The following is a 23,334-nucleotide window of genomic DNA, read 5'->3' on the forward strand; positions in this document are numbered from 1 at the left end:
CATAAGACATGAAGAACAAACACACAATATTAATATTTGCTCTCTTACTGCTTCCGCTTTGTCTGCCGGCACAGGTCAACTATCAGAACAAGGAGCGTCTGTTGACAGGCTGGGAGTTTCTGAAAGGGGATTTGGGCAACATATGGGAAGCCGTCCGCCCGGCAAAACTAGGCGATCCTGAAACCGTTCCCCTGTGGACTAAGGTTACTCTTCCTCACTGCTTCAATGCAGTAGATGCAGTAGATCCGGATGTGAACTATTATCAGGGCTCTGGTTGGTACAAGAAGATGCTGACGGTTGACAATCCATATTTGAATGGGCGCACCCTTCTACATTTCGAAGGAGCGGGGCAGAAAACAGAAGTATATATTTATACCGAGAAAGTCGGTAACCATGTTGGAGGATACGATGAATGGACGGTAGATATAACCGATGCGGTAAACCGTTTCCTGCAATCGGAAGACGCGAAGCGTTTCGGTGGCAAGGTCCCGTTGAGCATACGTTGCGATAATACAAGGGATACCGAAATGATTCCTTCCGACCTCTCTGATTTTAACCTCTATGGAGGAATCTACAGGTATCTGAATCTGGTATATGTGCCGTCGGTAGCTTTTTCTGATATTCATATTGATGCGTCTGTAGATGAGAAAGGCAAGACAGGGATGCTTAAGATTAACGCTTCTTTTGCTAATAACGAAGCTAAGAGCAATGTTCCTGTAAACGTGAAGATATTCGATCCGAAGGGAAAGCTTGTGAAAGAAACCAATCTGACAATAAACAGCTTTGCAGGACAGGAGCTACTGTCTTTCGAAATAATTAAACCTTTGCTCTGGTCTACTACAGCCCCTCAGCTATACTCTTGTGAGTTGGCATTAACCTCAAATTCAGGTACTATGACCTGCAAAGAAGTCTTCGGTTTCCGACATTTCGAGTTCAAGGAGAAAGGGCCGTTTTACCTTAATGGCGAACGCCTGTTGCTTAGAGGCACCCACCGTCACGAGGACCATGCCGGGGTAGCAGCAGCAATGACCGAGGAGCAGATTATCTGCGAAATGCAGTTGATGAAGAAAATGGGCGTCAACTTCATCCGTCTGGGACATTATCAGCAATCCCGCATCGTATTGGAGCAATGCGACAGGCTAGGTATCCTTGTCTGGGAAGAAATACCGTGGTGTCGCGGAGGCCTTGGTGGCGATATATACAAAAAACAAGCCCGGAGAATGCTGAAAAATATGATTGTCCAGCATCGCAATCATCCATCCATCATCCTTTGGGGTATGGGTAATGAAAACGACTGGCCGAACGACTTCCCCGAATTTGATAAGCAAAAGATTCGCAGCTTTATGGCAGAACTTCACAAGTTGTCGCACGAGTTGGACAACACCCGCCTGACATGTATCCGGCGTTGCGACTTCTGCAAAGATATTGTCGATGTCTACTCCCCGTCTATCTGGGCGGGTTGGTATCGCGGCATGTACACCGACTATAAGCATGTATCGCATAATGAGATGCAGAAGGTCAAGCATTTTCTCCATGTGGAATGGGGCGGCGACAGCCATGCCCGCCGCTATGCCGAAGATCCGTATATCGGGCTCGATAAAATAGAAACAGGCAAAGGCGCAGACGAGAGGGCAGGCGATGCTTCCCTGTATGGAGGTACAGCCCGTGCATCGAAAGACGGCGACTGGAGCGAATCCTATATTGTCGATCTTATAGACTGGCATCTGAAAGAGCAGGAGACTATGCCGTGGCTAACCGGAGCAGCATACTGGCCGTTTAAGGATTTTTCGACACCTGTCCGCCCCGAGAATCCTGTCCCATATATGAACCAGAAAGGAGTCGTGGAACGCGACCTTACGCCAAAGGAGTCCTTCTATGTATTCCAGTCTTACTGGACAGAAGAACCGATGGTGCATATCTATGGTCACAACTGGCCTGTTCGATGGGGTGGAGAAGGAGAGGAAAAGACAATCAAGGTATATTCCAATTGCGAGCAGGTAGAATTGTTCCTCAACGGTAAAAGTCTAGGGCTGAAGAAACGCAATTCACAGGACTTTCCGGCAGCAGGTTTGCGCTGGCAGGCACAGTTTATACAAGGGCAAAATATAGTGAAAGCTATAGGCACAAAGGGTAAAGAGAAAATAACAGATGAGATCAGCTTCGGGTACGAAACCCGCCCGTTTGGAAAACCTGCCCGGATAAAAGCTTCTATTGTAGAAGATACGGATGAGTATGTCTGGATAGAAGCCGAACTTAAAGATGCAAATGGCATAACCAGCCTAACCTCTGCGGATTATATCTATTTCGACTCAACAGGAGATGGCTGTTTGGTTAAAAATCAAGGTACATCTACCGGGTCGGGCAAAGTGCAGGCATATAACGGCAGAGCCAGAATAAAGCTGATGAAGAACAATGGGGAATCTATTGTCTCTGTCAAGTCGGATGGTTTGCCAATAGTTTTTGTTACAATAAAATAAAGAGCGACAATGAAATGTTTTTTAGGTTATTATATGATGGTTTCCGGCCTTTGTGTGTTACTGTTATCCTGTAACACACAAAGCAGCTGGAACGAAAAGACGAAACAGGTACTACACAACATAGTTCTCGATGAAGCCACATGGGCAATGGAGCAGAAACCTGTAACAGTAACCTCCTCTTATTGCGAACGCAGTGTCGGAGGAATACACGACTTCTATTCCGAAGGGGACTACTGGTGGCCTAACCCTGCAAATCCGGAAGGAGCATATATAAGAAGGGATGGGGAAACTAACCCAGATAATTTTGTCGACCACAGGCTGGCGATGATACGTTTTAGCAAGATAGTTGGGGCTTTGTCATCCGCCTATCTGGTCACCGATGACGAAAAATATGTGCAGCAGGCTTTTTCCCATATAAAGGCATGGTTTACAGATGCCGAAACGATGATGAATCCCAATCTTCTGTATGCTCAGGCTATAAAAGGTATTACTACAGGGCGTGGCATCGGCATTATTGATACCATTCACTTGATGGAGGTGGCGCAAGGCATATACAGGATGCAAAATGCAAGCTGTGTGGATGCCGAGGAACTGGCAGCTGTAAAAAATTGGTTTGCCCAGTATCTCCGCTGGCTTACTACCCATAAGAACGGGGTAGACGAAATGAACGCGAAAAACAATCATGGCACTTGCTGGGTGATGCAGGTAGCTTCTTTTGCCAAGCTTACAGGAAATAAAGAGCTTTTGGAACTTTGCCGCACCCGTTACAAGAATATTCTCTTGCCCGATCAAATGGCTGATAACGGTAGTTTCCCAAAAGAGTTAGACCGAACCAAACCTTATGGCTATTCTCTTTTCAATCTGGATGCTATGGCTGCTATTTGCCAGATTTTGTCCGTACCCGAAGACAACTTGTGGAACTATACCACCATCAAAGGGCAGAATATACGGAAAGGGGTCGACTTTATGTATCCTTATACGGGCGATAAATCGGGATGGCCTTATCCGCACGATATCATGTACTGGGACAACTGGCCTGTGGCTCAGCCTGCATTCGTCTTTGCTGCAATAGCTTATGGCGACCAGTCTTATTTCGATTTGTGGAAAAACCTGAGCCATACTACCGATGTGGCGGAAGTAGAGCGGAACTTGCCTATCCGCAATCCGCTGATATGGATAGAAGATTGATATACCGTGTTTTTAGACAATTTTAGGGAAGAAAAATGCAGGTTGCCTACATAAATAGGAACCTGCATTTTCACCGAAATTTTAACAGGCTCTTATTCTTCCTCTGCAAAGTACCAGCGGGTACTGTCCTTTTCTCTCACTACAGCCTGTCCGGGCTGCATATCGGGCAATTTGCGAAGGGCTGGTTCCAGTTCCAGTATTTCGTCTATCGAAACCAGATAGGCGTCTTCGTCTTCCGACACTTCATCTTCTCCGAAGAGTTGCCAGTCGCCGTCTTCGTCGTAAAGGACGAAGGTGATGGGCGAGTCGTTTGTCAGTACATAACTGGTAGTCATTACAGTCTTATTTTTAGGCTCTTCTTTTAGCTTCATTTACTCTTATTTAGTTGTATGTAGGCAGATTGGAGAACTCTTTCGAATAACGCATCATTTGTTCTTTATATCCTTCGGTATAAGAGATCGTAACATCGGTTACTTTTCCATCTTTATCCATTATAGCTTCGAATACAGGGTTTACAAATCCTTTGTATGGTTTCATGTTCAGCGATTTGTAGCGTTCCAGTATTTCTTTGTGTAATACGGGGTCTACCTTCACTGCATAGTCCATAACAAGTTTCTTAGCTGTTTCGAAATCGCCTTCCGATTTTACGCGTTGTATTTCGGCGAGCAGGTCTCCAAACAATTTGCGGAGCTTGTCGTAGTCGTTGATTACAACAAATGTTTTGCCATCGCGAACTTTAAACTCTACTACATTCTCAGGTTTACCCTTTTCATACACCCATCTGGCTATCAGTTGGCGGTTGCGCATATGCGATTCTTCAATCTCTTTACCCGGCTCTATGCGGACAAGTTGGGTCATTAGCCCGTTCATCATAAACTTATAGTATTCAGCTTTGTAAGCTTCAGCGTTGGGGATGATGCCTAATTCGAGCAACTTGGCATCGGCTACGAAGTATAAGCCGAACAGGTCGGCGCGGGTTTCTTCTATTGTCGAACTAAATTCGCCCAAAGCATTAGGGTCTACTTCCGGCAGCAATTTACCGGAACCATGCCCCAGGCATTCGTGCAGGTCGGTATGCAACACATCGGTTACAAATCCGTATTCTTTAATCAGGTTTATTTCAGTCTCAGACCACATAAACTCCTTGTTGAAGCCCGTATGTGCGCCGGCAGCATCGTAAGCCTCCATGATGTTTTCGATAGTCACCGATTTCGAACCGTGGTCTTTGCGTATCCAGTCGGCATTGGGCAGGTTTATCCCGATAGGTGTAGCCGGATAGCAGTCGCCGCCAAGTTGCGCCACAGTAATCACTTTGGCAGTTACACCTTTTACGCTCTCTTTCTTGAAACGGTTGTCGACAGGCGAATGGTTTTCGAACCATTGGGCGTTGCTGCTGATGATCTCGGTGCGCTTGGTCGCTTCTTCATTTTTGAAATTGACAATGGCTTCCCAACTGGCTTTGATTCCCAAAGCATCGCCATATACTTCGGTAAATCCGTTTACAAAGTCTATTTGTGAATTGAGGTCCTCTACCCATGCTATTGCATAATCGTCGAACTGTTTCAGGTCTCCCGATTTGTAATAAGCAATAAGCTTGGTGATGACTTTTTTCTGATTGTCGTTTTCAGCGACTTTTTCCGCTTTTTCGAGCCAGTAGATAATCTTCTCGATAGCTTGCCCGTATAGCCCGCCTGCTTTCCATACTTTTTCTACCAGCTTTCCATCTTCTTTTACCAATCGGCTGTTGAGGCCGTAGGATATAGGAGTCTGGTCGGTGGTGTCCTTCATCGCGTTGTAGAAGTTTACTACTTCTTTTTGGGTAATGCCGTCTCCGTAATAGTTGTTGGCAGAGGTTGCAATAAGGTCTTGCCCTTGTGCCTGATTGACTTTTTTAGCCATAACACCGGGGTCGAACATCACAGGGATTATCATTTTGAGGAAATCGTCTACAGATTGCCCTTCTTTTGCAGGTACAACGTTTGTCGGCAAAGCTTTTACCTGCTCGGTGAAGAATGCCTGGGAGAATGCAGGCAGGAACTTCTCTTCGCCATAATGATGGTGTATGCCGTTAGAGAACCATACGCGTTTCAGGTAGACTTCAAACGCTTTGTAATCGTCCGAACTTTTGTCGTCTTTATAGTTCTCATAGATGGCTTCCAACGTATGGCGGATGGCTAAGTTGTATTTGTTATTCTGGTCGAATAGTATATCGCGGCCTTCCAGTGCAGCCATCGACAGGTAATATACCAGTTCTTTCTGCTCTAGGGAAAGATTGTTGAATCCCGGCACATAATAGCGCAATATCTGGAGGTCGGCAAACTCGTCCACCTCGTATTTAAAATCGGTAGGTACAAGGTCAGAGGCATTGCTTTCTGTACCTTTAGCATTTCCGTTGCAACCTGTAAGTATCAAAGATAATCCGGCCATAGCAATCAATACAATTTTTTTCATTTCTAAATCATTTATTTCTTGTGTCTTCCTTTAATAATGCTACAAAGGTAACGCTTTTCGGCTAACGGCGAACAGAGATCAGCCAACAATCTTTTCTCTCCTCGTGTCAAGTCGATTGCTATTGGGCTCTAGCTAAAAAGGCCCGGAAGTTCGACCTTTTTGCATATAAAAAAAGAGGGTGGCCTCACCAGACACACCCTCAAATGTTCGTTACCGAAGATTTACGGTTCTCCTTATTTCCGCTATATTGATTTGTTTCAAATAGCCAGATTGTCTTTCTCTATATCTTTGAAGTACTTATAAGTACCCACTTTCAGTTCGGCAGTTGCATCTTCGTCGCAAACGATAATTCCTTTCGGATGCAATTGCAAAGCCGTAATTGTCCACATTTGGTTTACAGCACCTTCTACAGCCTGAGCTAATGCGCGGGCTTTGTTGTGCCCGTTGACCATGATGAGCACTTCTTTGGCATCCAACACCGTACCTACACCTACTGTTACGGAAGTCTTTGGTACTTTGTTGATATCATTGTCGAAGAAACGGGAATTGGCAATAATCGTATCTTGAGTAAGCGTTTTTATACGTGTGCGCGACGATAGCGACGAACCCGGCTCGTTGAAAGCAATGTGCCCGTCAGGCCCTATGCCTCCCAGGAAAAGGTCTACCCCGCCTACAGCTTTCATTTTAGCTTCGTAAGCTGCGCATTCGGCGTCAAGGTCGGGAGCATTACCGTTCAATATATTCACATTCTCGGCATTGATATCTATATGGCTGAAAAAATTCTTCCACATAAAAGAATGATAACTTTCCGGATGGTCTTTCGGCAAGCCTACATATTCATCCATGTTGAATGTAATGATATTGGCAAAAGAAACATTCTTGTTTTGGTAATGTTTTATCAATGCCCTGTACATACCTAGAGGAGACGAACCTGTAGGCAGACCCAATACAAAAGGTTTTTCGGGTGTAGGTTTAGCAGCATTAATCTTTGCAACAACATAGTTGGCAGCCCATTGCGACAACGAATCGTAATTTGGTTGGATAATTAATCTCATGATAATTCTTTATTGTGTTTTTTATTTTGAGCATATAAATGTAGTAAACCTTTCGGTAATTCCGAAAGGTTTTACTCTCTATTTATTAATAAGACTACAGTGGATGATATTCTACAAATGCCTCTATAGCCTCGTAAGCAGCAAGTCCCAGTTGCCTGTACAACTCCGCTGTTGCACGGTTCCTGTCCTCAGAACGTTGCCAAAACAAACGCTCATCGTTGCCCAGGAATGGAGCACTTTCCATTTGCGACTGGTGCTTGAGAATAGCATTCCGTTTCGAACGTAGTTCTTCGGGCGAAATAGGCACAGCCATCTCTATATGGTCTATTTCCCATTCAGCCCACGCTCCACGATACATCCAGATGCGGCAGTTTTTTAGCCATTCTGCACCTTTCAGTTCATCGAGGGCGGCAAGCACGGCATCGAGACAAACCTTGTGTGTTCCATGCGGGTCGGCAAGGTCGCCGGCTACAAATATTTGGTGCGGCTTTACTTCTTCCAGATAATTCTTTACGATCTCTACATCGGTTTCCGAAATCGGGTTCTTTTTCACCTTGCCCGTTTCGTAGAACGGTAAGTCTAAGAACCTCACATTCCGGGTATCCATGCCTACATAGCGGCAAGCAGTAGTGGCTTCCTGCCTGCGGATATGCCCTTTGAGGAATAAAATATCGGGAGTATCGAGATCGCCTTCTTTTTTGCCATGCAGCAAATATTGGAGGATGGTGGCATACTTGGCTTTCAGCGAAAGGTTGTCAGGGTCATACTTCACCCTCACGTCTTCGAGCAACGAGACGTAGCGTATCACTTCTTCGTCGCCAACAGCGATATTACCCGAAGTCTGATAAGCAACATGTACATCGTGCTTCTGGTCTACAAGGCGTCTGAATGTTCCTCCCATAGAGATGACGTCATCGTCGGGATGAGGGCTGAAAATGACGACTTTCTTAGGGAAAGGTTTTGCCCGTTCCGGACGGTTGGTGTCGTCTGCGTTCGGTTTTCCTCCCGGCCAGCCTGTAACCGTATGTTGCAAGTCGTTGAATATTTTGATATTGACATTGTATGCCGATCCATAAAGTGTAAGCAGTTCTTCAAGGCTGTTGTCTTGATAATCCTTATTGGTAAGCTTAAGGATAGGTTTGTTTACCCGGAAACATAACCAGACTATTGCCCTGCGGATAAGTGTATTGTCCCAGTCGCAACTGGTAACCAGCCACGGGTGGCTTATGCGTGTCAGTTCGTAGGCGGCATTCAGGTCTATATTGACTTGTGCATTAGGGTGAGCCTGCAAACTAGATGCAGGTATAGCGTCTGAGACAACGCCTTCTACTACATCTTTTATGCTTGTAGCTTTATCTTCGCCCCATGCTATCAGGCTGATTTGCTTCGCCTTCATAATGGTAGATATACCTATAGTGACAGCGCTCGGCGGAACCAGGTCGAGTGAGCCGAATGTATTGATGGCTTCTTTTTTCGACTGGATATCCAGCAATACCAGACGTGTTTGCGAAGTCATGCTCGATCCGGCAATATTTATTCCGATGTTTCCTGCACGCCCCAAGCCGAGAAGGAGGTAGTCTATGCCTCCTACGTTTTGGATTGTTTGCTCATATTCGCGGCAATAGTTCAGTATCTCCTCTTTGGGGATAGAGCCGTCGGGCGAATATATATTTTCGGGTGCTATATCTACATGGTCGAGGAAATATTCTTTCAATAACTTTAAGTTGCTATTCGATTGGTTTACCAATGGGTAAAACTCATAAATGTTGAATACCACTACATTATTGAAACTCAGTCCTTCTTTATGATAGCGGATAAGTTCTGTGTAAATAGTTTGAGGAGATTGTCCTCCGGGCAAACCCAAAACGAAGTTTTCTCCTTTTTTCTGCTTTGCTTTAATTTTTGCCACAATGTCTTTTGCAATTTGCAGCGAAGCTTCTACTGACGATTCGTAGATATTAGTCGGTACTTTTTCATAGCGGGTCAGAGCCGATTGCTCAAACTCATTCTCGGGACGGTAGTACCGTTGGGGTACCCTGTCCAGTACAATTTGTGAACTTAAGTCTAATCTCATTTCGATTAAGATTTTTATTTAAATGGTTATATTATTTATACAACAAGTGCCGCCGCACCCAATAGCGTTACATCCTCGTTACGGGATACCAGTATCTTTACATTTTCTACAGTCTCTTCGAATGGGAATTGCTGCACACTTGCAAGCATATTGCCGGCAAACAAATCGTACCCCTTGACCAAATCGCCACCCATAATGATAGCCTGCGGATCGTAAGTGAAAAGTATCGTCTTTATCAGGTTGCCGATATGTTCCCCTGTTTTTTGCCATAGCTCTGTCATGGCTTCGTCTCCGTTTTTAGCCAACCGGTAGGCTTCGGCAGCATTTGTCCCGTATTTATAGAACAACTTTTGCCCGCAATAATGTTCAAAGTCGGAATCTAAATATGGCAAACTACCTATTTCTCCTGCTCCGGTGTTACTTCCTTTATATAGTTCGTTGTTGATAATAATGCCGATGCCGACACCAATGCTCAGTGTAAGGCAAACGATATCCTTATACATAGTGCCTTCGCCGTAGTAGCGTTCGCCAAAGGCAAAGCAGTTTGAGTCATTGTTTACAAAGACTGGTATTCCAAATTCTTTCTCCAATATGTCTTTCAGGGGGATGTTTTTCCACGAGGGTATGTTAATCGCATTCTGCACTATTCCGGTATCCGTTTTTACGATACCTGTTACTCCTACGCCTATTCCGCGTATATTCGAATTTATTACTTTCCCGATTGTTTCAGTAAGACGTCTTATTATAGCATCTTTGGGCTGGTCGGCCATTGTTGGGGTGATAGACTTTCTGAATATTTGTCCCCCGTCAACAATCCCCAAGCGTATATCTGTGCCACTTATATCTATTCCTATCCTCATAACTTTCTGCGAATTGAGGTTTTCTCTAAAAGAGATTCTATAATTAATACAATTACAGGCTATTGACCGCGTTACAACTTTGTGTATAGTCGTTAATTTTCAGCCCGGTTGTTTTTCATGTCATGTTATTTACAAAGATAGGATTCATTCTGGGATAGGCTGCATTTCAAATGTTAATTAACATTTGAAATGCAGCCTATCTTAACATTTACAGTAAACCTTTCTCTTTAAGAGGACGGATTCAATGTCTTTTCTCCAACAATACTACATTTTCCACATGGTGTGTATGCGGAAACATATCTACAGGTTGCACTTTTGTCACCTTATATTTTTCGTCCATAAGTGCAAGGTCGCGAGCCTGTGTAGCAGGATTGCAGCTAACATATACCACCCGTTCGGGTTCGGCAAAAAGGATTGTATCTACCACATCCTGGTGCATGCCGGCACGGGGAGGGTCGGTGATAATCACGTCGGGGCGTCCATGCTCGTTAATAAATTCCTGGGTAAGAATGTCTTTCATGTCGCCGGCATAGTACAGTGTATTTTCGATGCCATTGTTTTGCGAATTGAATTTCGCGTCTTCTATAGCATCTTCTACATATTCGATACCCACCACCCGACGAGCCTTACGGGCTACGAAATTGGCTATAGTTCCCGTACCGGTGTACAGGTCGTAGACAAGCTCATTGCCTGTCAGCCCGGCAAAGTCGCGTGCAACTTTATAGAGGTTATACGCCTGCTCGCTATTGGTCTGGTAGAAAGATTTCGGCCCTATCTTGAATTTGAGGCCTTCCATTTCTTCGTATATAAAGTCGTTGCCTTTCCATGTAACAACTACCTGGTCGGTGATTGTATCATTTGCTTTTTCGTTTACGATATACAGCAGCGAAGTTATTTCCGGGAATTCCCTGGCGATAGCGTCCAGCAAGTCTTCCCGTTGCTCCCTGTCATTTTCATAGAAAACGACAATCAGCATCAGTTCGCCGATGCTCGATGTGCGGACTATGATGTTGCGCATCAGTCCTCCCCGGTTGCGCAAGTCGAAGAATGTATAGCCTTTATCGAAACAATATTGGCGGATATAGTTGCGGATGCGGTTCGATACATCGTCCTGCAACCAACACTTATCTATATCGAGCACTTTATCGAACATACCGGGAATATGGAATCCCAGAGCATTCATATTCATGTTTTCGAAGCTTTCGCCCGAACTTATCTGCTCTTGTGTAAGCCATTTTTTATTCGAGAAGGTAAACTCCAGCTTATTTCGGTAAAACTCTGTTTTCTCCGAACCTAATATCGGCTGTATCTCAGGTAGTTCGATTTTGCCTATACGCACCAGGCTGTCAACTACCTGCTTTTGCTTATAACGAAGCTGTTCCTGGTAAGGCAATATCTGCCATTTGCAGCCTCCGCAAATGCCAAAGTGTTCGCAGAATGCTTCTGTCCGGTCTTTCGAGAATGAGACAAACCTGACCGGTTTCCCTTCTGCATATTTGTTTTTTTTGCGGCTAATCTGCAAATCGACTACATCGCCGGGAATAACATAGGGTACAAATACGACCAGGTCGTCGACCCTTGCTATTGCTTTTCCTTCGGCGGCTATATCTGTTATCTCCACGTTTTCGATAAGTGGCAGCGGCTTTTTCTTACGGCTCATTTATATATAATTTGTTTTATTCTGAAATGTTTGGCAAAGATACACAAATCGTTATTACAAGCAACAGCCTTCTGCAAACTTATTATCTCCACGGAATATTCGCTAGCCTTTCGCTTATGTACATAAGTCGTATGCCATCATGCATTGCAAAATCCTACGGGGATATTGCATTGGAAGATGTAGTGAAAATCTCGGCTAGTTATAAAGAAGATTTCTTACAATTCTTCAAATAGGAATCACAGGTAACGAACTTTCTGCAAAATGGATTTGTTAATATGATGACAAACCCCAAAAAGCAAGATAAAATGAAAGTTGCATTGATAGGAGCTACAGGTTTTGTAGGCTCGCATTTATTAGAAGAATTATTGAGGAGAGGGCACGAAGTTACAGCCCTGGCACGCTCTGTAGAAAAAATCCCTGTAAAAAACGGCAAGCCAAATACTGTGGCTGTTGATGTTGCGGACAGTAAAGCACTGTGTGAAGCCATAAAAGGTAGCGATGTAGTGCTTAGCGCATTCAATGCCGGATGGTCGAACCCCAATATTTACGAAGATTTCATGAAAGGCTCGCAAGCCATACAACAAGCTGTGAAAGATGCCGGAGTGAAACGCTACATTGTAATTGGAGGAGCAGGTAGCCTTTATATCGCCGGCCAACAGATAGTAGACGGGCCGCATTTTCCTGCCCAGTTTAAAGCGGGGGCAACTGCCGCAAGAGATTATCTGAATATATTGAAGAAAGAGGCTATACTCGACTGGACGTTCTTCTCCCCGGCGCTCGATATGTTTCCCGGCGAAAGAACCGGCAAATATCGTATAGGGACGGAAAGCCCCGTTTTTGATGATAAAGGTGAATCTACCTTGTCGGTACAAGATACGGCAGTTGCAGTGATAGACGAGATGGAAAACCATAAGTTTTCGCAAAAACGGTTTACTGCGGGTTATTGAAGTAATGAAAAAAACGCTATAAAATAGAAAAGACAATACAAGGGTTTAACCGGAAGTATTGTCTTTATTATTTTATAACAGGAAGAAAGTTATAAAAATTATTTATATGTCATTTTGTCAAACTCCGTTCTTTTCGAAGTGTGCCTTTTAAGTATGCCTCCGTATAACGGTTTATTGCAGTTAACATATATATTGCAACAATGACGATTGCGATAATACCAAAAATCTTTGTTAGAGTCTTATTCCGCAGGCAATATCCCAATGTAGCGAATATCAGGAACGAAAATAACAAAGCTATCGCGTTCAAGTTCCGTTTGTAACTTTCAAAACGGTACTCACCCAGAAGCATACTGCTCTCAGCAAGCCCTGCGGCTTCTTCATACAATTGAATCTGCTGTATATTGTTTATAGAATCGTTGTTGACGTGCGGTGTTTGGGCATATTGGTACTCAACTCCCAATTGTTGCAATTTATAAGCTTCGTAAGCCTCTTCGGCCTGCTTGGATGGCAATGAAGATAATAACCTGCCGCATTCATCAATTTGCTTACTCTGTTGATCTTTGACAGAATCCATCCTGTAACTCAACTTTTCTCCGGATAAAACCCCGGTGCTATAATCTTCGAAATTTGGTATTTTGTAAAAGTCATTCTTATCATCGATTGCACGCGGATACGAACCCGACTTTATTTCCCAGAGCCTTTCCATCGACTGTGCTTTAAGCTTGGGTTGTATATCCCAATCGAAAAAACAGACTACAGCCGACAATAGCAGGAAACAGGCAAAACCGATCCCCAGCGCCTTAAAAAAGGCAGTTGCTCCGCCCTCAGTCAATTGTCTGAAAGCTACAAACGATGCTACAGATGTAGCCAAACAAAGAGAAGCCGGCAATAGTAATGCAGATGCTATCGCGCAAAACCGGAATGCAAAACTAAGAGGTGTCGAATGATAAAGAAACTGATCGGTATATTCCATTGCTGCCGACACTGTGGCCAACAATTGCGCTACAACAAATGTTATAACAAAGTATTTCCAGGATCTCCGGTTGAAAATTTCAGCCATGTTAAGTAAGGCGATTAGTTAATATTATTGAGTGTCAAAGTTAAAAAGATTTTCCTTTATTGCACCATGATATTTTTTGCAGGAAGATAAGCATTCTGTTTGCGAACGGTTCAAAATAGATTGTCAAAATCTTCCTGATACCTAAAAATTTATATACCTTTAAACTCATTTTATAACAGAAAGTCAATTTTACAGCATATGAAAGTAAAAACATTTGAATTTAATCCGATCAGCGAAAATACATACATAGCCTACGACGAAACCAACGAATGCGTAATCATAGACCCCGGCTGTTTTTTTCCTGATGAGAAGTCGCACCTTCTCAATTTTATCCTTGACAACGAACTGGTTGTCAAACATCTTTTAAATACACACTTGCACTTCGACCATATATTCGGCAATAGTTTCGTACACGAACAATTCCACATAGAACCCGAAGCCAATAAAGGAGACGAATTTCTACTCGAACAATATACCACGCAACTATCTATGTTCGGTTTTAGCAACACCGTAGAAGAACCTCCCAAAATAGGGAGATACCTGAACGAAAACGATGTAGTCACATTTGGCAACCAACGGCTGATCGTTTTGCAGATTCCGGGGCACTCTCCGGGCAGTATCGTCTTCTACAATCAGGATGCAGGATGCGTGTTTGTCGGCGATGTGCTGTTCCGAAGCAGCGTAGGACGTTCCGACCTTGCCGGAGGCGACCACAGGCTATTGATACAAGGTATTAAGGAAAAGCTGCTTACACTTCCGGGCGAAACGGTTGTTTATTCAGGCCATGGCCCGCAGACCACTGTCAAAGACGAAATCAGAAGTAATTTTTACCTACAATAAATCTATAAGAACCTCATGAAAAGCGAGAAATTCCAAGACCGCCACATTGGCATCAATACAGAAGATGAGAAAAAGATGTTGGCAAAGATTAGCCTCAACTCACTGGACGGACTAATAGACCAGGCAATTCCGCAAGACATCCGCCTACCCAATCCTATCAGGTTGCCCGAAGCACTGAGCGAACACGAATATGCCGAAGAAATGGCCTTGATGGCATCTAAAAACCGCATTTGTGCATCATATATAGGTATGGGCTGGTACGACACGGTCGTTCCGGCGGCAATATACCGCAATGTTTTCGAAAATCCGGTATGGTACACTTCATATACGCCCTATCAGGCAGAAATATCGCAAGGACGGCTCGAAGCATTGCTCAATTACCAGACAATGGTGAGCGAACTCACCGGTTTGCCATTATCCAACTGCTCGCTGCTCGACGAAGCAACTGCTGGCGCCGAAGCGGCCGCTATGATGTTTGCCCTGCGCAGCCGCGACCAGATAAAAACGGGAGTAAACAAATTATTTGTCGATAATAATATTTTCCCTCAAACACTGGCTGTAATCAATACCCGTTGCCAGCCGCAAGGAATAGAGGTGGTGACAGGAGATTACAAGTCGGCAGACCTTTCTGAAGGATTTTTCGGAGTTGTCGTCCAGTATCCCAATTCGAATGGCAGTATCGTTGATTATACAGACTTTGCAAAAAAAGCTCAGGAAGCCGGCTGCAAAATTGCAGTGGCAACAGACCTTATGGCTCTTACCCTGCTTGTCCCTCCCGGAGAATGGGGTGCGGATATCGCATTCGGCAGCAGCCAGCGTTTTGGTGTGCCTATGTTTTACGGCGGGCCTTCTGCCGGATTCTTTGCTACGAAAGAAGATTATAAACGGAATGTTCCGGGACGTATCATCGGCATATCGAAAGACGCCTATGGCAAGCAAGCTTTGCGAATGGCTTTGCAAACCCGCGAACAGCATATCAAACGCGAAAAAGCGACATCGAATATATGTACGGCGCAGGCTCTACTGGCTACAATGGCAGGATTCTATGCCGTTTACCATGGGCCGGAAGGTCTAAAACGTATAGCTAGGCGCATACATTCGGCAACAGCCCTTATAGCCGACGAATTGAAAGTATTAGGCTATGAAGTACAGAACGAGCAATATTTCGATACGCTGAAAATCGGACTTCCAAGTAATGTTTCACAACAATCGTTGCGCGACTTTGCCGAGATGCGGGATATCAACCTGCGTTATTTCCCTACAGGAGAAGTTGGGATAAGCATCGACGAAACAATTACGCCATACAAGGCTCACGAGCTGTTGGCCGTATTTTCGCTGGCAGCAGGGCGCACCGAAGTATTTATGATAGACGACCTGCCCGAAAAGCTGATTATAAAAGACGGTTTCCTGCGCAAAAGTGAGTATATGCAGCACGAAGTATTCAATAAGTACCATACCGAAACAGAGTTGATGCGCTATATCAAACGCCTCGACAGGAAAGACATATCACTCGCACATTCGATGATATCGCTCGGTTCGTGTACCATGAAGCTTAATGCAGCATCGGAAATGCTACCTCTGGGACTGGCAGGCTTCCAAAATATCCACCCTTTTGCCCCTCAGTCGCAAACCCAGGGTTACTCTGAGCTAATTACAGAACTGGGCGAATACCTGAAAGAGATAACAGGCTTTGCTGGCGTCAGCTTTCAGCCTAACTCGGGTGCGGCCGGCGAATATGCAGGGCTGATGACGATACGCAAATATCAGGAAAGCATCGGGCAAGGGCATCGTAATATCATACTTATCCCGGCATCGGCTCACGGCACAAATCCGGCATCGGCCATACAGGCAGGATATGAGACTGTTACCATAGACTGCGATGCTCAGGGCAACGTTGTTGTAGATGACTTATCGGCAAAAGCTGAACAATACAAAGACAATCTGGCAGGATGTATGATTACCTATCCTTCCACACATGGTATCTTCGAAAAAGAGATCAGGAAAATGTGTGAAATCGTACACCAATTTGGCGGACAAGTATATATGGACGGTGCAAATATGAATGCACAGGTAGGGCTTACCAATCCGGGCTTTATCGGTGCCGATGTTTGCCACCTGAACTTGCATAAAACATTTGCCATACCTCATGGCGGCGGCGGTCCGGGCGAAGGCCCTATATGCGTAGCCGAACATTTGGTGCAGTTTTTGCCGCATCATCCGGAGTTGGACGGCAGCACGCTGAATACTGTTGCTTCTGCGCCTTACGGCAGTGCCGGCATACTCCCTATCACGTATGGGTATATCCGCATGATGGGAAGCGAAGGACTTACCCGGGCGACAAAAATTGCCATATTAAGTGCCAATTACCTGGCTGAGTGCCTGAAAGATACTTATGGCATTGTATATCGTGGAACTACAGGACGCGTAGGGCACGAACTGATTCTGGAGTGCCGGAACATAAAAGACAGTTCGGGTATCACCGAATCGGATATTGCCAAACGGCTTATTGATTACGGATACCATGCGCCAACCCTTTCGTTCCCTGTACACGGCACATTGATGATTGAGCCGACAGAAAGTGAAAGTTTGAACGAACTCGACCGGTTTGTGGACGTCATGAACCAGATATGGGAAGAGATAAAGGAAGTGGAAAACGGGACATACACCAAAGAAGATAACGTGCTGGTAAACGCGCCGCATCCCGAATATGAAGTATGTGCCGACGAATGGAACCACGCATATCCGCGTTCGAAAGCGGCTTACCCTCTCGGATTTGTAAAAGATAACAAGTTCTGGGTAAACGTTGCACGGATCGACAACGCATTTGGCGACCGCAACCTGGTTGCTTGCCTGTGCGACATGGGATAAGAATAATATAAAACCCTATACTTTTTTAAACTAAATTTTATTTCATCTGTTTATTCTATAACAAAAACAAACTAAATTATGGATTTGAAGATTATTTTGATAGGTCTAATCTTATTATTAGGAGCAGGAAGCGCAGTTGTTTATGCGCAAAACAAAAAACCAAATGATAAGGAGACTGTAGTATTCGATGTTTCTTTACATTGCGAAAGTTGCCAGAAAAAAGTAGAAAAAAACATAGCATTCGAAAAGGGTGTTACCGACATGAAGGTAAACCTCGAAAACAAAACGGTGACAATCGTCTACAAGAAAAGCCAGACCAATGTGGAAAAACTTCAGGCTGCAATTGCAAAATTAGGCTACGAAGTGAAGGTACACACGCCAAATAAAGAAAAGAAGTAGTTAAACAACAGGGCGGATAATACCGCCCTATATATCAATTCAATAACAAGAGAAGAACAGATGAAAAAAGTTTTTATGATTATCGCAGTTACAGGTCTTTTGCTTAGCTGCGGTAACAATACTAAAAAAGAAAGCGAAGAAAAAGCTTCAGTCGAAGAGTTTTCGGAAATAGCAAAGAATGTGGTTGATAGCCATAATGCGAAAAATTCGCTGGATTACAAAGGCGAATATAAAGGGAAAGTGCCTACTGCCAGTGGCGAAGGCATGATCGTATCGATCACTTTGAGCGACAGCTCCTTTGTGAAAAAGGTAGAATATGTAGGCAAAAAGGGCGGTAAATTTGAAGAAAAAGGGAAATATACATGGAATGCCGAGGGTAATACTGTAATACTTGATGGTATAAAAGATGCCCCTAACAAATATTTTGTTGGCGAAAATACTTTGACCCAACTGGATATGGATGGCAATAAGATCACAGGTGCTAATGCAGACATGTATATCCTTAAAAAGTAAATATAGAGCATAAAGTAAAAAGGAACGACCAAAATCGTTCCTTTTTCGTTATATACATATTCTATCTCAACAAGATGTGCAATTTACAGGCTTCAACTGCTGGAAGAAGTCATTTCCCTTATCATCCACAAGGATAAATGCAGGGAAGTCGACCACCTCTATTTTCCAGATAGCCTCCATACCCAACTCCGGATATTCGAGACACTCAAGGCTCTTTATGCTATCCTGCGCAAGAATGGCAGCAGGACCACCGATACTTCCCAGGTAGAATCCTCCATGCTTTTTGCAGGCATCGGTCACCTGTTGGCTGCGATTGCCCTTAGCTATCATAATCAGGCTTCCTCCATGCGACTGGAACGAATCTACATACGAGTCCATACGGCCTGCCGTAGTAGGTCCCATAGAACCGCTTGCATATCCTTTCGGAGTTTTAGCCGGACCGGCGTAGTAGATAGGATGGTCTTTGATATATTGAGGAAGGTCTTCACCGTTGTCGATACGCTCCTGCAACTTGGCATGGGCGATGTCGCGCCCTACAATGATAGTTCCGGTAAGCGACAAACGGGTGGAAACAGGGTATTTTGTCAATTCCGCCAGAATCTCCTTCATCGGGCGGTTGAGGTCTATTTTTACACCCCCGTCTTCTCCGGCTTGGCGAAGGGCTTCCGGTATCAGCCGGGCCGGGTTGTCTTCCAGTTTTTCGAGCCAGACACCGTCCTTGTTTATTTTTCCTTTTATATTACGGTCTGCCGAGCACGAAACGCCCATTCCCACAGGGCAAGATGCTCCGTGGCGAGGCAAACGAACTACGCGTATGTCGTGTGCGAAGAACTTGCCGCCAAACTGAGCACCCAAGCCTAGTTGCTGAGCAGCTTTGAGCAATTTCTCTTCCATTTCCAGGTCGCGGAAAGCACGTCCGCCTTCATTGCCCGAAGTAGGGAGGTTGTCGTAATATTTGGTTGATGCCAGTTTTACCGTCTTCAGGTTTGTTTCGGCAGAAGTACCTCCGATAACAAACGCAATATGATATGGCGGGCAGGCGGCTGTACCGAGCGATTTCATTTTTTCGATAAGGAATGTTTCCAGTTTTCCTGGTGTCAACAAAGCCTTTGTTTCCTGATACAGATATGTTTTATTCGCCGAGCCTCCTCCTTTGGCTACAAACAGGAATTTATATTCATTGCCCTGCACTGCATACAGGTCGATCTGTGCAGGCAGGTTAGTGCCTGTGTTCACCTCTTTGTACATATCGAGCGGCGCATTCTGGGAATAGCGCAGGTTGTCTTCGGTAAATGTATTGTAAACGCCTTTCGACAAAGCTTCTTCATCATTTGCACCAGTCCACACATTCTGTCCCTTTTTCCCCATGATGATGGCTGTTCCCGTATCCTGACAGAAAGGCAGCACACCTTTTGCAGAGATCTCGGAGTTGCGAAGGAAAGTCAGCGCAACGAATTTATCATTTTCGCTGGCTTCGGGATCGGATAGTATTTTTGCTACTTGTTCCTGATGCTCGGGGCGAAGAAGAAATTCTACATTATGAAACGCATGCTGAGCCAGTAATGTAAGGGCATCGGGCTCTATCTTGAGTACTTCCTGTCCTTCGAAATTAGCTGTAGATACATAATCTTTCGACAATAGATAGTACTCTGTCGTGTCTTTTCCCAGGGGAAAGGTTTCCTGATACTTGAACGGAGGTGTTGCCATAATTCTTTATTTTTATTGATAGTTTTAATACTGACAAAAATACTAAATTAATGCAACCTTTTCAATCTTTACCCATCTTTTAAAGATGAATTAGCATTAGAAAAGGTTATCTACAAGAGAGGCACACTTTCCCCTGTCTCAGGACTGTTAAGTTCTCAGTGAAATAATACTTTAGGGGAATAAAAATAGGGTAATATGCGTTGCTTAGTTTTTTTTAACTAAAATTCGGTGTACTTTTTTTCTGCTCATTCGTATTTATATATATGGATATACTAAATATATTAAATGGAGTGAATACGCCTAACGAACAAGAAGTGACACTTGAAAAACAAGCCCGTAAAAAGGGTTTTTGGTTTGGGGATGAACGCAAAATTGATAAATGGGGATTTATTGGTAGTGGATGCGAAGCCCGTGTCTATGCGGATACAGACATTACGAAAATATTGAAAGTAGTAAGTTATAATGTGTCTTGTCATAGTCCGAAGAGATTTTTGGATGAACGAATTGTATTATACAATTTGCTGTTTCCGGAAACAGCATACGAGTTAATCGGTTTTGCAAAATACTATGACGATTTTTGTTTTGTAGTAAAACAGTCTTTTATAGAAGGATGTCGATTAGAGATGGAAGAGATTGAGGTCGAAATGCAAAAAAGAGGTTTTAATGCCTCCGGATATAAATTTGTGAACCAGGAATTTGCAGTTGAAGACCTACACCAAGGCAATGTTTTAAAAGACAAGCAAGGGAATATCTTTGTCATCGATGCCATTCCCTCGTTTGTTAAAACAAACCAAGATGCAGATGTAGTCTTTAATGATTACTACCAACAACGTCGGGAAGATATGCAAAAATCTGTTGAAGAAATGGAGAAACACCCTCTTTCTTTCGAAAAAAAGAGAGAACAAACCCAATTCATTTTAAATAGTTTATACTTGTAAGTTACGAAGAAGAGTCAATTCATTTAATAATATATCATGAGTAAACAAACAAAAGGCACATTCGCAGCACTCGATCTTGAGCATGAAATCTTCGATACATTGGCAATTGATAAGAACCCTCCTGGGTGGTGGCTTAAAATTCTAGACGATAACGAACTGTATGTTGAGGTCAGAAAGGATAACTACATCAATGTTTATTTCTATGGCGGCTGCCTTCTCAAAATTACATATAACAAAATCACGAAAAGATTGCAGGCGGAAACTCATCGGAAGTATATGGGAGGAGATACTACGCTAATCAAAAAAGGTGAATATCGGGTTTGTAGTGAAAAGTTAGAAAATCCGGGTTACCTACAAATTCTAAAAGAAAATATTAGAAAGATATATCTGAAAGACAATGACGAAGGTGACAAAAAGCGAATAAAAGATAAATTGACGGTTTCTTCCGAAAAAAAAGTACAAGGAGAACTTATCTTAGATAATAGAAATTTATATGTTGATTCTGAGTTTGCGTATGCTCTTCCTAGGCAAAACACTGAGGGTAAAAATAAAGTCATACGTTTCGATTTAGTCAGTCTGGATAATGGGATGCTGAAATTTGTAGAATTAAAATTGATTAGTGATCCTCGCTTACGAGGTGAGAATATTGATATTCTGAAACAAATGGAAAAATATAGCACCTATATTAAAGATAACAAGGATGAATTTGTTACTTATTACACTAAAGTTGCAGAAATAAAACATAGGATTGGCGTTTGGAAAAATAAACCAATTATCAAAGATATAGATCAGAGCCCAATACTTTTACTTGTCAACAATTATCGTTCTCCTTTACCTAAAGGTCGTCGCACAGAGCGTATTGAAGATATTGAATGTATATTGAAAAAAGAAAATATTGATTATCAAATCTTAGATTATTCAAAATGCAAATAACCATTCATCGCGGAACAAAGCAGATTGGTGGAAACTGCATCGAAATTTCGTCGGATGAAACTCGTATTATATTCGATATAGGCGATGAGCTGCCGGAAGTAAATGAAAACAAGGAACGTGAGCGGATAATACCTGATGTGCAGGATTTGTTTCTGTCGTCGGAAAAAACAGAGAAGCCTATTGATGCTGTGTTTATTTCTCATATGCATGGAGATCATATAGGATTGATCGATAAAATAAAGACAAACATTCCGGTTTACATAGGTAAATATGCCTTTCAGATATGGAATACAATACAAGAATTTACAAATCGGGCTCAAGTTGATAATCCTATAAGGTACCTGTTTAATGAAAAGGTTATAAGCATAAAGGATATTGCTATTACGCCGTTTTTAATTGATCATTCGGCTTTTGATTCATACTCTTTCCTGATTGAATGCAATAGGGAAAGAATTTTCTATACCGGCGATTTCAGATGCCATGGTTTTGCTAAAAAATATACTGTTGCTATACAGAATAATCCCTTGTTGAAGAATATTGAAACTCTACTAATCGAAGGCACAAACTTATACAAAGATAATTTTATAGCTGAATCTGAATTTGAGTTGAGTAAGAAAGTAGAAAAAGTAATGGTAAAGGAGAATACAGTCGGCAATGTCTTTGTTTTGCAGTCGTCAGCAAATATTGCTCGCATTCAAGCTATTTATAATGCAGCTAAGGCAACAGGGCGAATCCTTCTTGTCGATATATTTACAGCCAATATCTTATGCAAACTACCCAAAAGAATACCTAATCCGTTTACTTTTGATGACGTCTACTTGTTCTTTCCTATGGCTTTGACAAAGAAAGCGATAAACGATAAGCCCCATCTGTTTAAACCTTTTGGGAAATTTAAGATAGCTTCGGACGAATTACTCAATAGGAAAGATATGGTGATTCTTGTAAGAGAGAGTATGGTATATGAAGTCAAAAAACGAATAAAAACGGAAAATTCTTGCTTAATCTATTCTAAATGGGAAGGCTATAAAGAAGAATATAAAACGGCTGAATTCTTAGAATTATTTGATACGGTTGTTGACGTACATACTTCTGGTCATGCTGATATTCCAACGATAAAAAATTTTGTATCAGCTTTGAATCCTAAAACAATAATACCAATTCATACAATCACTCCGAATAAGTATGTTGATTTATTTGGCGAAAAGGTTAAATTTCAAGACAAAAATAGTATCATATAACTTCACCAACTATTTAGAGTCTGTTACTTAGGGTTCACTGAATAAATACAACTCATTGATATTTAACAAGATACTCTTTTTTTTCATTGTTATTTAGTGTAAAATAGTTATCTTTGAGTGTTAAAA

The 23,334-nt window shown here is 43.0% G+C and carries 17 protein-coding genes and 1 pseudogene; 10 read left to right on the plus strand and 8 right to left on the minus strand.

What is annotated here, in order from left to right; genetic code table 11:
* Positions 1–8 precede the first annotated feature (8 nt).
* Together D0T57_RS07895 and D0T57_RS07900 are read left to right on the plus strand one after the other, a co-directional pair.
* Entirely contained in the window at positions 9–2,477 is a 2,469-nt protein-coding gene (locus tag D0T57_RS07895) for a glycoside hydrolase family 2 TIM barrel-domain containing protein (protein ID WP_163272595.1), read from the plus strand.
* A 9-nt stretch (positions 2,478–2,486) separates the two neighbouring features.
* Positions 2,487–3,665 (plus strand): alginate lyase family protein, encoded by a 1,179-nt coding sequence (locus D0T57_RS07900; RefSeq protein ID WP_255490539.1) that lies wholly within the window; start codon positions 2,487–2,489, stop codon positions 3,663–3,665.
* A gap of 92 nt (positions 3,666–3,757) precedes the next feature.
* On the opposite strand, the gene D0T57_RS07905 is transcribed toward D0T57_RS07900, so the two are convergent.
* The 6 genes from D0T57_RS07905 to rlmD all read right to left on the minus strand — a co-directional run bounded on the left by D0T57_RS07905 (position 3,758) and on the right by rlmD (position 11,765).
* Entirely contained in the window at positions 3,758–4,036 is a 279-nt protein-coding gene (locus tag D0T57_RS07905) for a hypothetical protein (protein ID WP_163272597.1), read from the minus strand.
* Positions 4,037–4,046: 10 nt separating this feature from the next.
* Positions 4,047–6,116, minus strand: coding sequence for a dihydrofolate reductase (locus D0T57_RS07910; RefSeq protein ID WP_163272599.1), 2,070 nt, complete (start codon positions 6,114–6,116; stop codon positions 4,047–4,049).
* Positions 6,117–6,373: 257 nt separating this feature from the next.
* Entirely contained in the window at positions 6,374–7,171 is a 798-nt protein-coding gene (nagB, locus tag D0T57_RS07915; protein ID WP_163272601.1) for a glucosamine-6-phosphate deaminase, read from the minus strand.
* A gap of 94 nt (positions 7,172–7,265) precedes the next feature.
* Positions 7,266–9,245, minus strand: a complete 1,980-nt coding sequence (locus D0T57_RS07920; RefSeq protein WP_163272603.1) for a glucosamine-6-phosphate deaminase — start codon at positions 9,243–9,245, stop codon at positions 7,266–7,268.
* Between the two features lie 35 nt (positions 9,246–9,280).
* Positions 9,281–10,105: an ROK family protein gene (locus D0T57_RS07925; RefSeq protein ID WP_163272605.1), complete on the minus strand. Its 825-nt coding sequence runs from the start codon at positions 10,103–10,105 to the stop codon at positions 9,281–9,283.
* Between the two features lie 241 nt (positions 10,106–10,346).
* The gene (gene rlmD, locus D0T57_RS07930; protein ID WP_163272607.1) at positions 10,347–11,765 is read right to left on the minus strand and encodes a 23S rRNA (uracil(1939)-C(5))-methyltransferase RlmD; all 1,419 of its coding nucleotides are present in this window, start codon (positions 11,763–11,765) and stop codon (positions 10,347–10,349) included.
* Between the two features lie 305 nt (positions 11,766–12,070).
* On the opposite strand from rlmD, the pseudogene D0T57_RS07935 reads away from it, so the two are divergent.
* A pseudogene (locus tag D0T57_RS07935) lies at positions 12,071–12,652 on the plus strand (NAD(P)-dependent oxidoreductase); the annotation flags it as partial.
* A 169-nt stretch (positions 12,653–12,821) separates the two neighbouring features.
* Here D0T57_RS07935 and D0T57_RS07940 read toward each other — a convergent pair.
* Positions 12,822–13,772, minus strand: coding sequence for a hypothetical protein (locus tag D0T57_RS07940; protein WP_163272611.1), 951 nt, complete (start codon positions 13,770–13,772; stop codon positions 12,822–12,824).
* A gap of 198 nt (positions 13,773–13,970) precedes the next feature.
* On the opposite strand from D0T57_RS07940, the gene D0T57_RS07945 reads away from it, so the two are divergent.
* From D0T57_RS07945 to D0T57_RS07960, 4 genes are all read left to right on the plus strand, one after another.
* Complete coding sequence (locus tag D0T57_RS07945; protein WP_163272613.1) at positions 13,971–14,612, plus strand: MBL fold metallo-hydrolase; 642 nt, start codon at positions 13,971–13,973, stop codon at positions 14,610–14,612.
* 15 nt (positions 14,613–14,627) lie between these two features.
* Positions 14,628–17,480: an aminomethyl-transferring glycine dehydrogenase gene (gene gcvP, locus D0T57_RS07950; protein ID WP_163272614.1), complete on the plus strand. Its 2,853-nt coding sequence runs from the start codon at positions 14,628–14,630 to the stop codon at positions 17,478–17,480.
* Positions 17,481–17,558: 78 nt separating this feature from the next.
* Positions 17,559–17,879, plus strand: coding sequence for a heavy-metal-associated domain-containing protein (locus D0T57_RS07955; RefSeq protein ID WP_163272616.1), 321 nt, complete (start codon positions 17,559–17,561; stop codon positions 17,877–17,879).
* 60 nt (positions 17,880–17,939) lie between these two features.
* On the plus strand, positions 17,940–18,392 hold the full coding sequence (locus D0T57_RS07960; RefSeq protein WP_163272618.1) for a copper resistance protein NlpE: 453 nt from the start codon (positions 17,940–17,942) through the stop codon (positions 18,390–18,392).
* Positions 18,393–18,458: 66 nt separating this feature from the next.
* Here the strand turns inward: D0T57_RS07960 and D0T57_RS07965 are convergent, their stop codons facing one another.
* Positions 18,459–20,099 (minus strand): fumarate hydratase, encoded by a 1,641-nt coding sequence (locus D0T57_RS07965; RefSeq protein WP_163272620.1) that lies wholly within the window; start codon positions 20,097–20,099, stop codon positions 18,459–18,461.
* A 263-nt stretch (positions 20,100–20,362) separates the two neighbouring features.
* Here D0T57_RS07965 and D0T57_RS07970 point away from each other — a divergent pair, with 263 nt between their 5' ends.
* From D0T57_RS07970 to D0T57_RS07980, 3 genes are read left to right on the plus strand one after another with little or no spacing between them, the layout of a single operon-like run.
* A complete protein-coding gene (locus tag D0T57_RS07970; RefSeq protein ID WP_163272622.1) occupies positions 20,363–21,037 on the plus strand; it encodes a hypothetical protein in 675 nt (224 codons plus the stop codon).
* A 36-nt stretch (positions 21,038–21,073) separates the two neighbouring features.
* Complete coding sequence (locus D0T57_RS07975) at positions 21,074–21,970, plus strand: hypothetical protein (protein WP_163272624.1); 897 nt, start codon at positions 21,074–21,076, stop codon at positions 21,968–21,970.
* The gene (locus D0T57_RS07980; protein ID WP_163272626.1) at positions 21,961–23,208 is read left to right on the plus strand and encodes an MBL fold metallo-hydrolase; all 1,248 of its coding nucleotides are present in this window, start codon (positions 21,961–21,963) and stop codon (positions 23,206–23,208) included. The genes D0T57_RS07975 and D0T57_RS07980 overlap by 10 nt, the downstream gene beginning before the upstream one ends.
* The last annotated feature ends 126 nt before the right edge of the window (positions 23,209–23,334 follow it).

The organism is Dysgonomonas sp. 511 (assembly GCF_010501105.1).
In the GTDB taxonomy this organism is placed as follows: domain Bacteria; phylum Bacteroidota; class Bacteroidia; order Bacteroidales; family Dysgonomonadaceae; genus Dysgonomonas.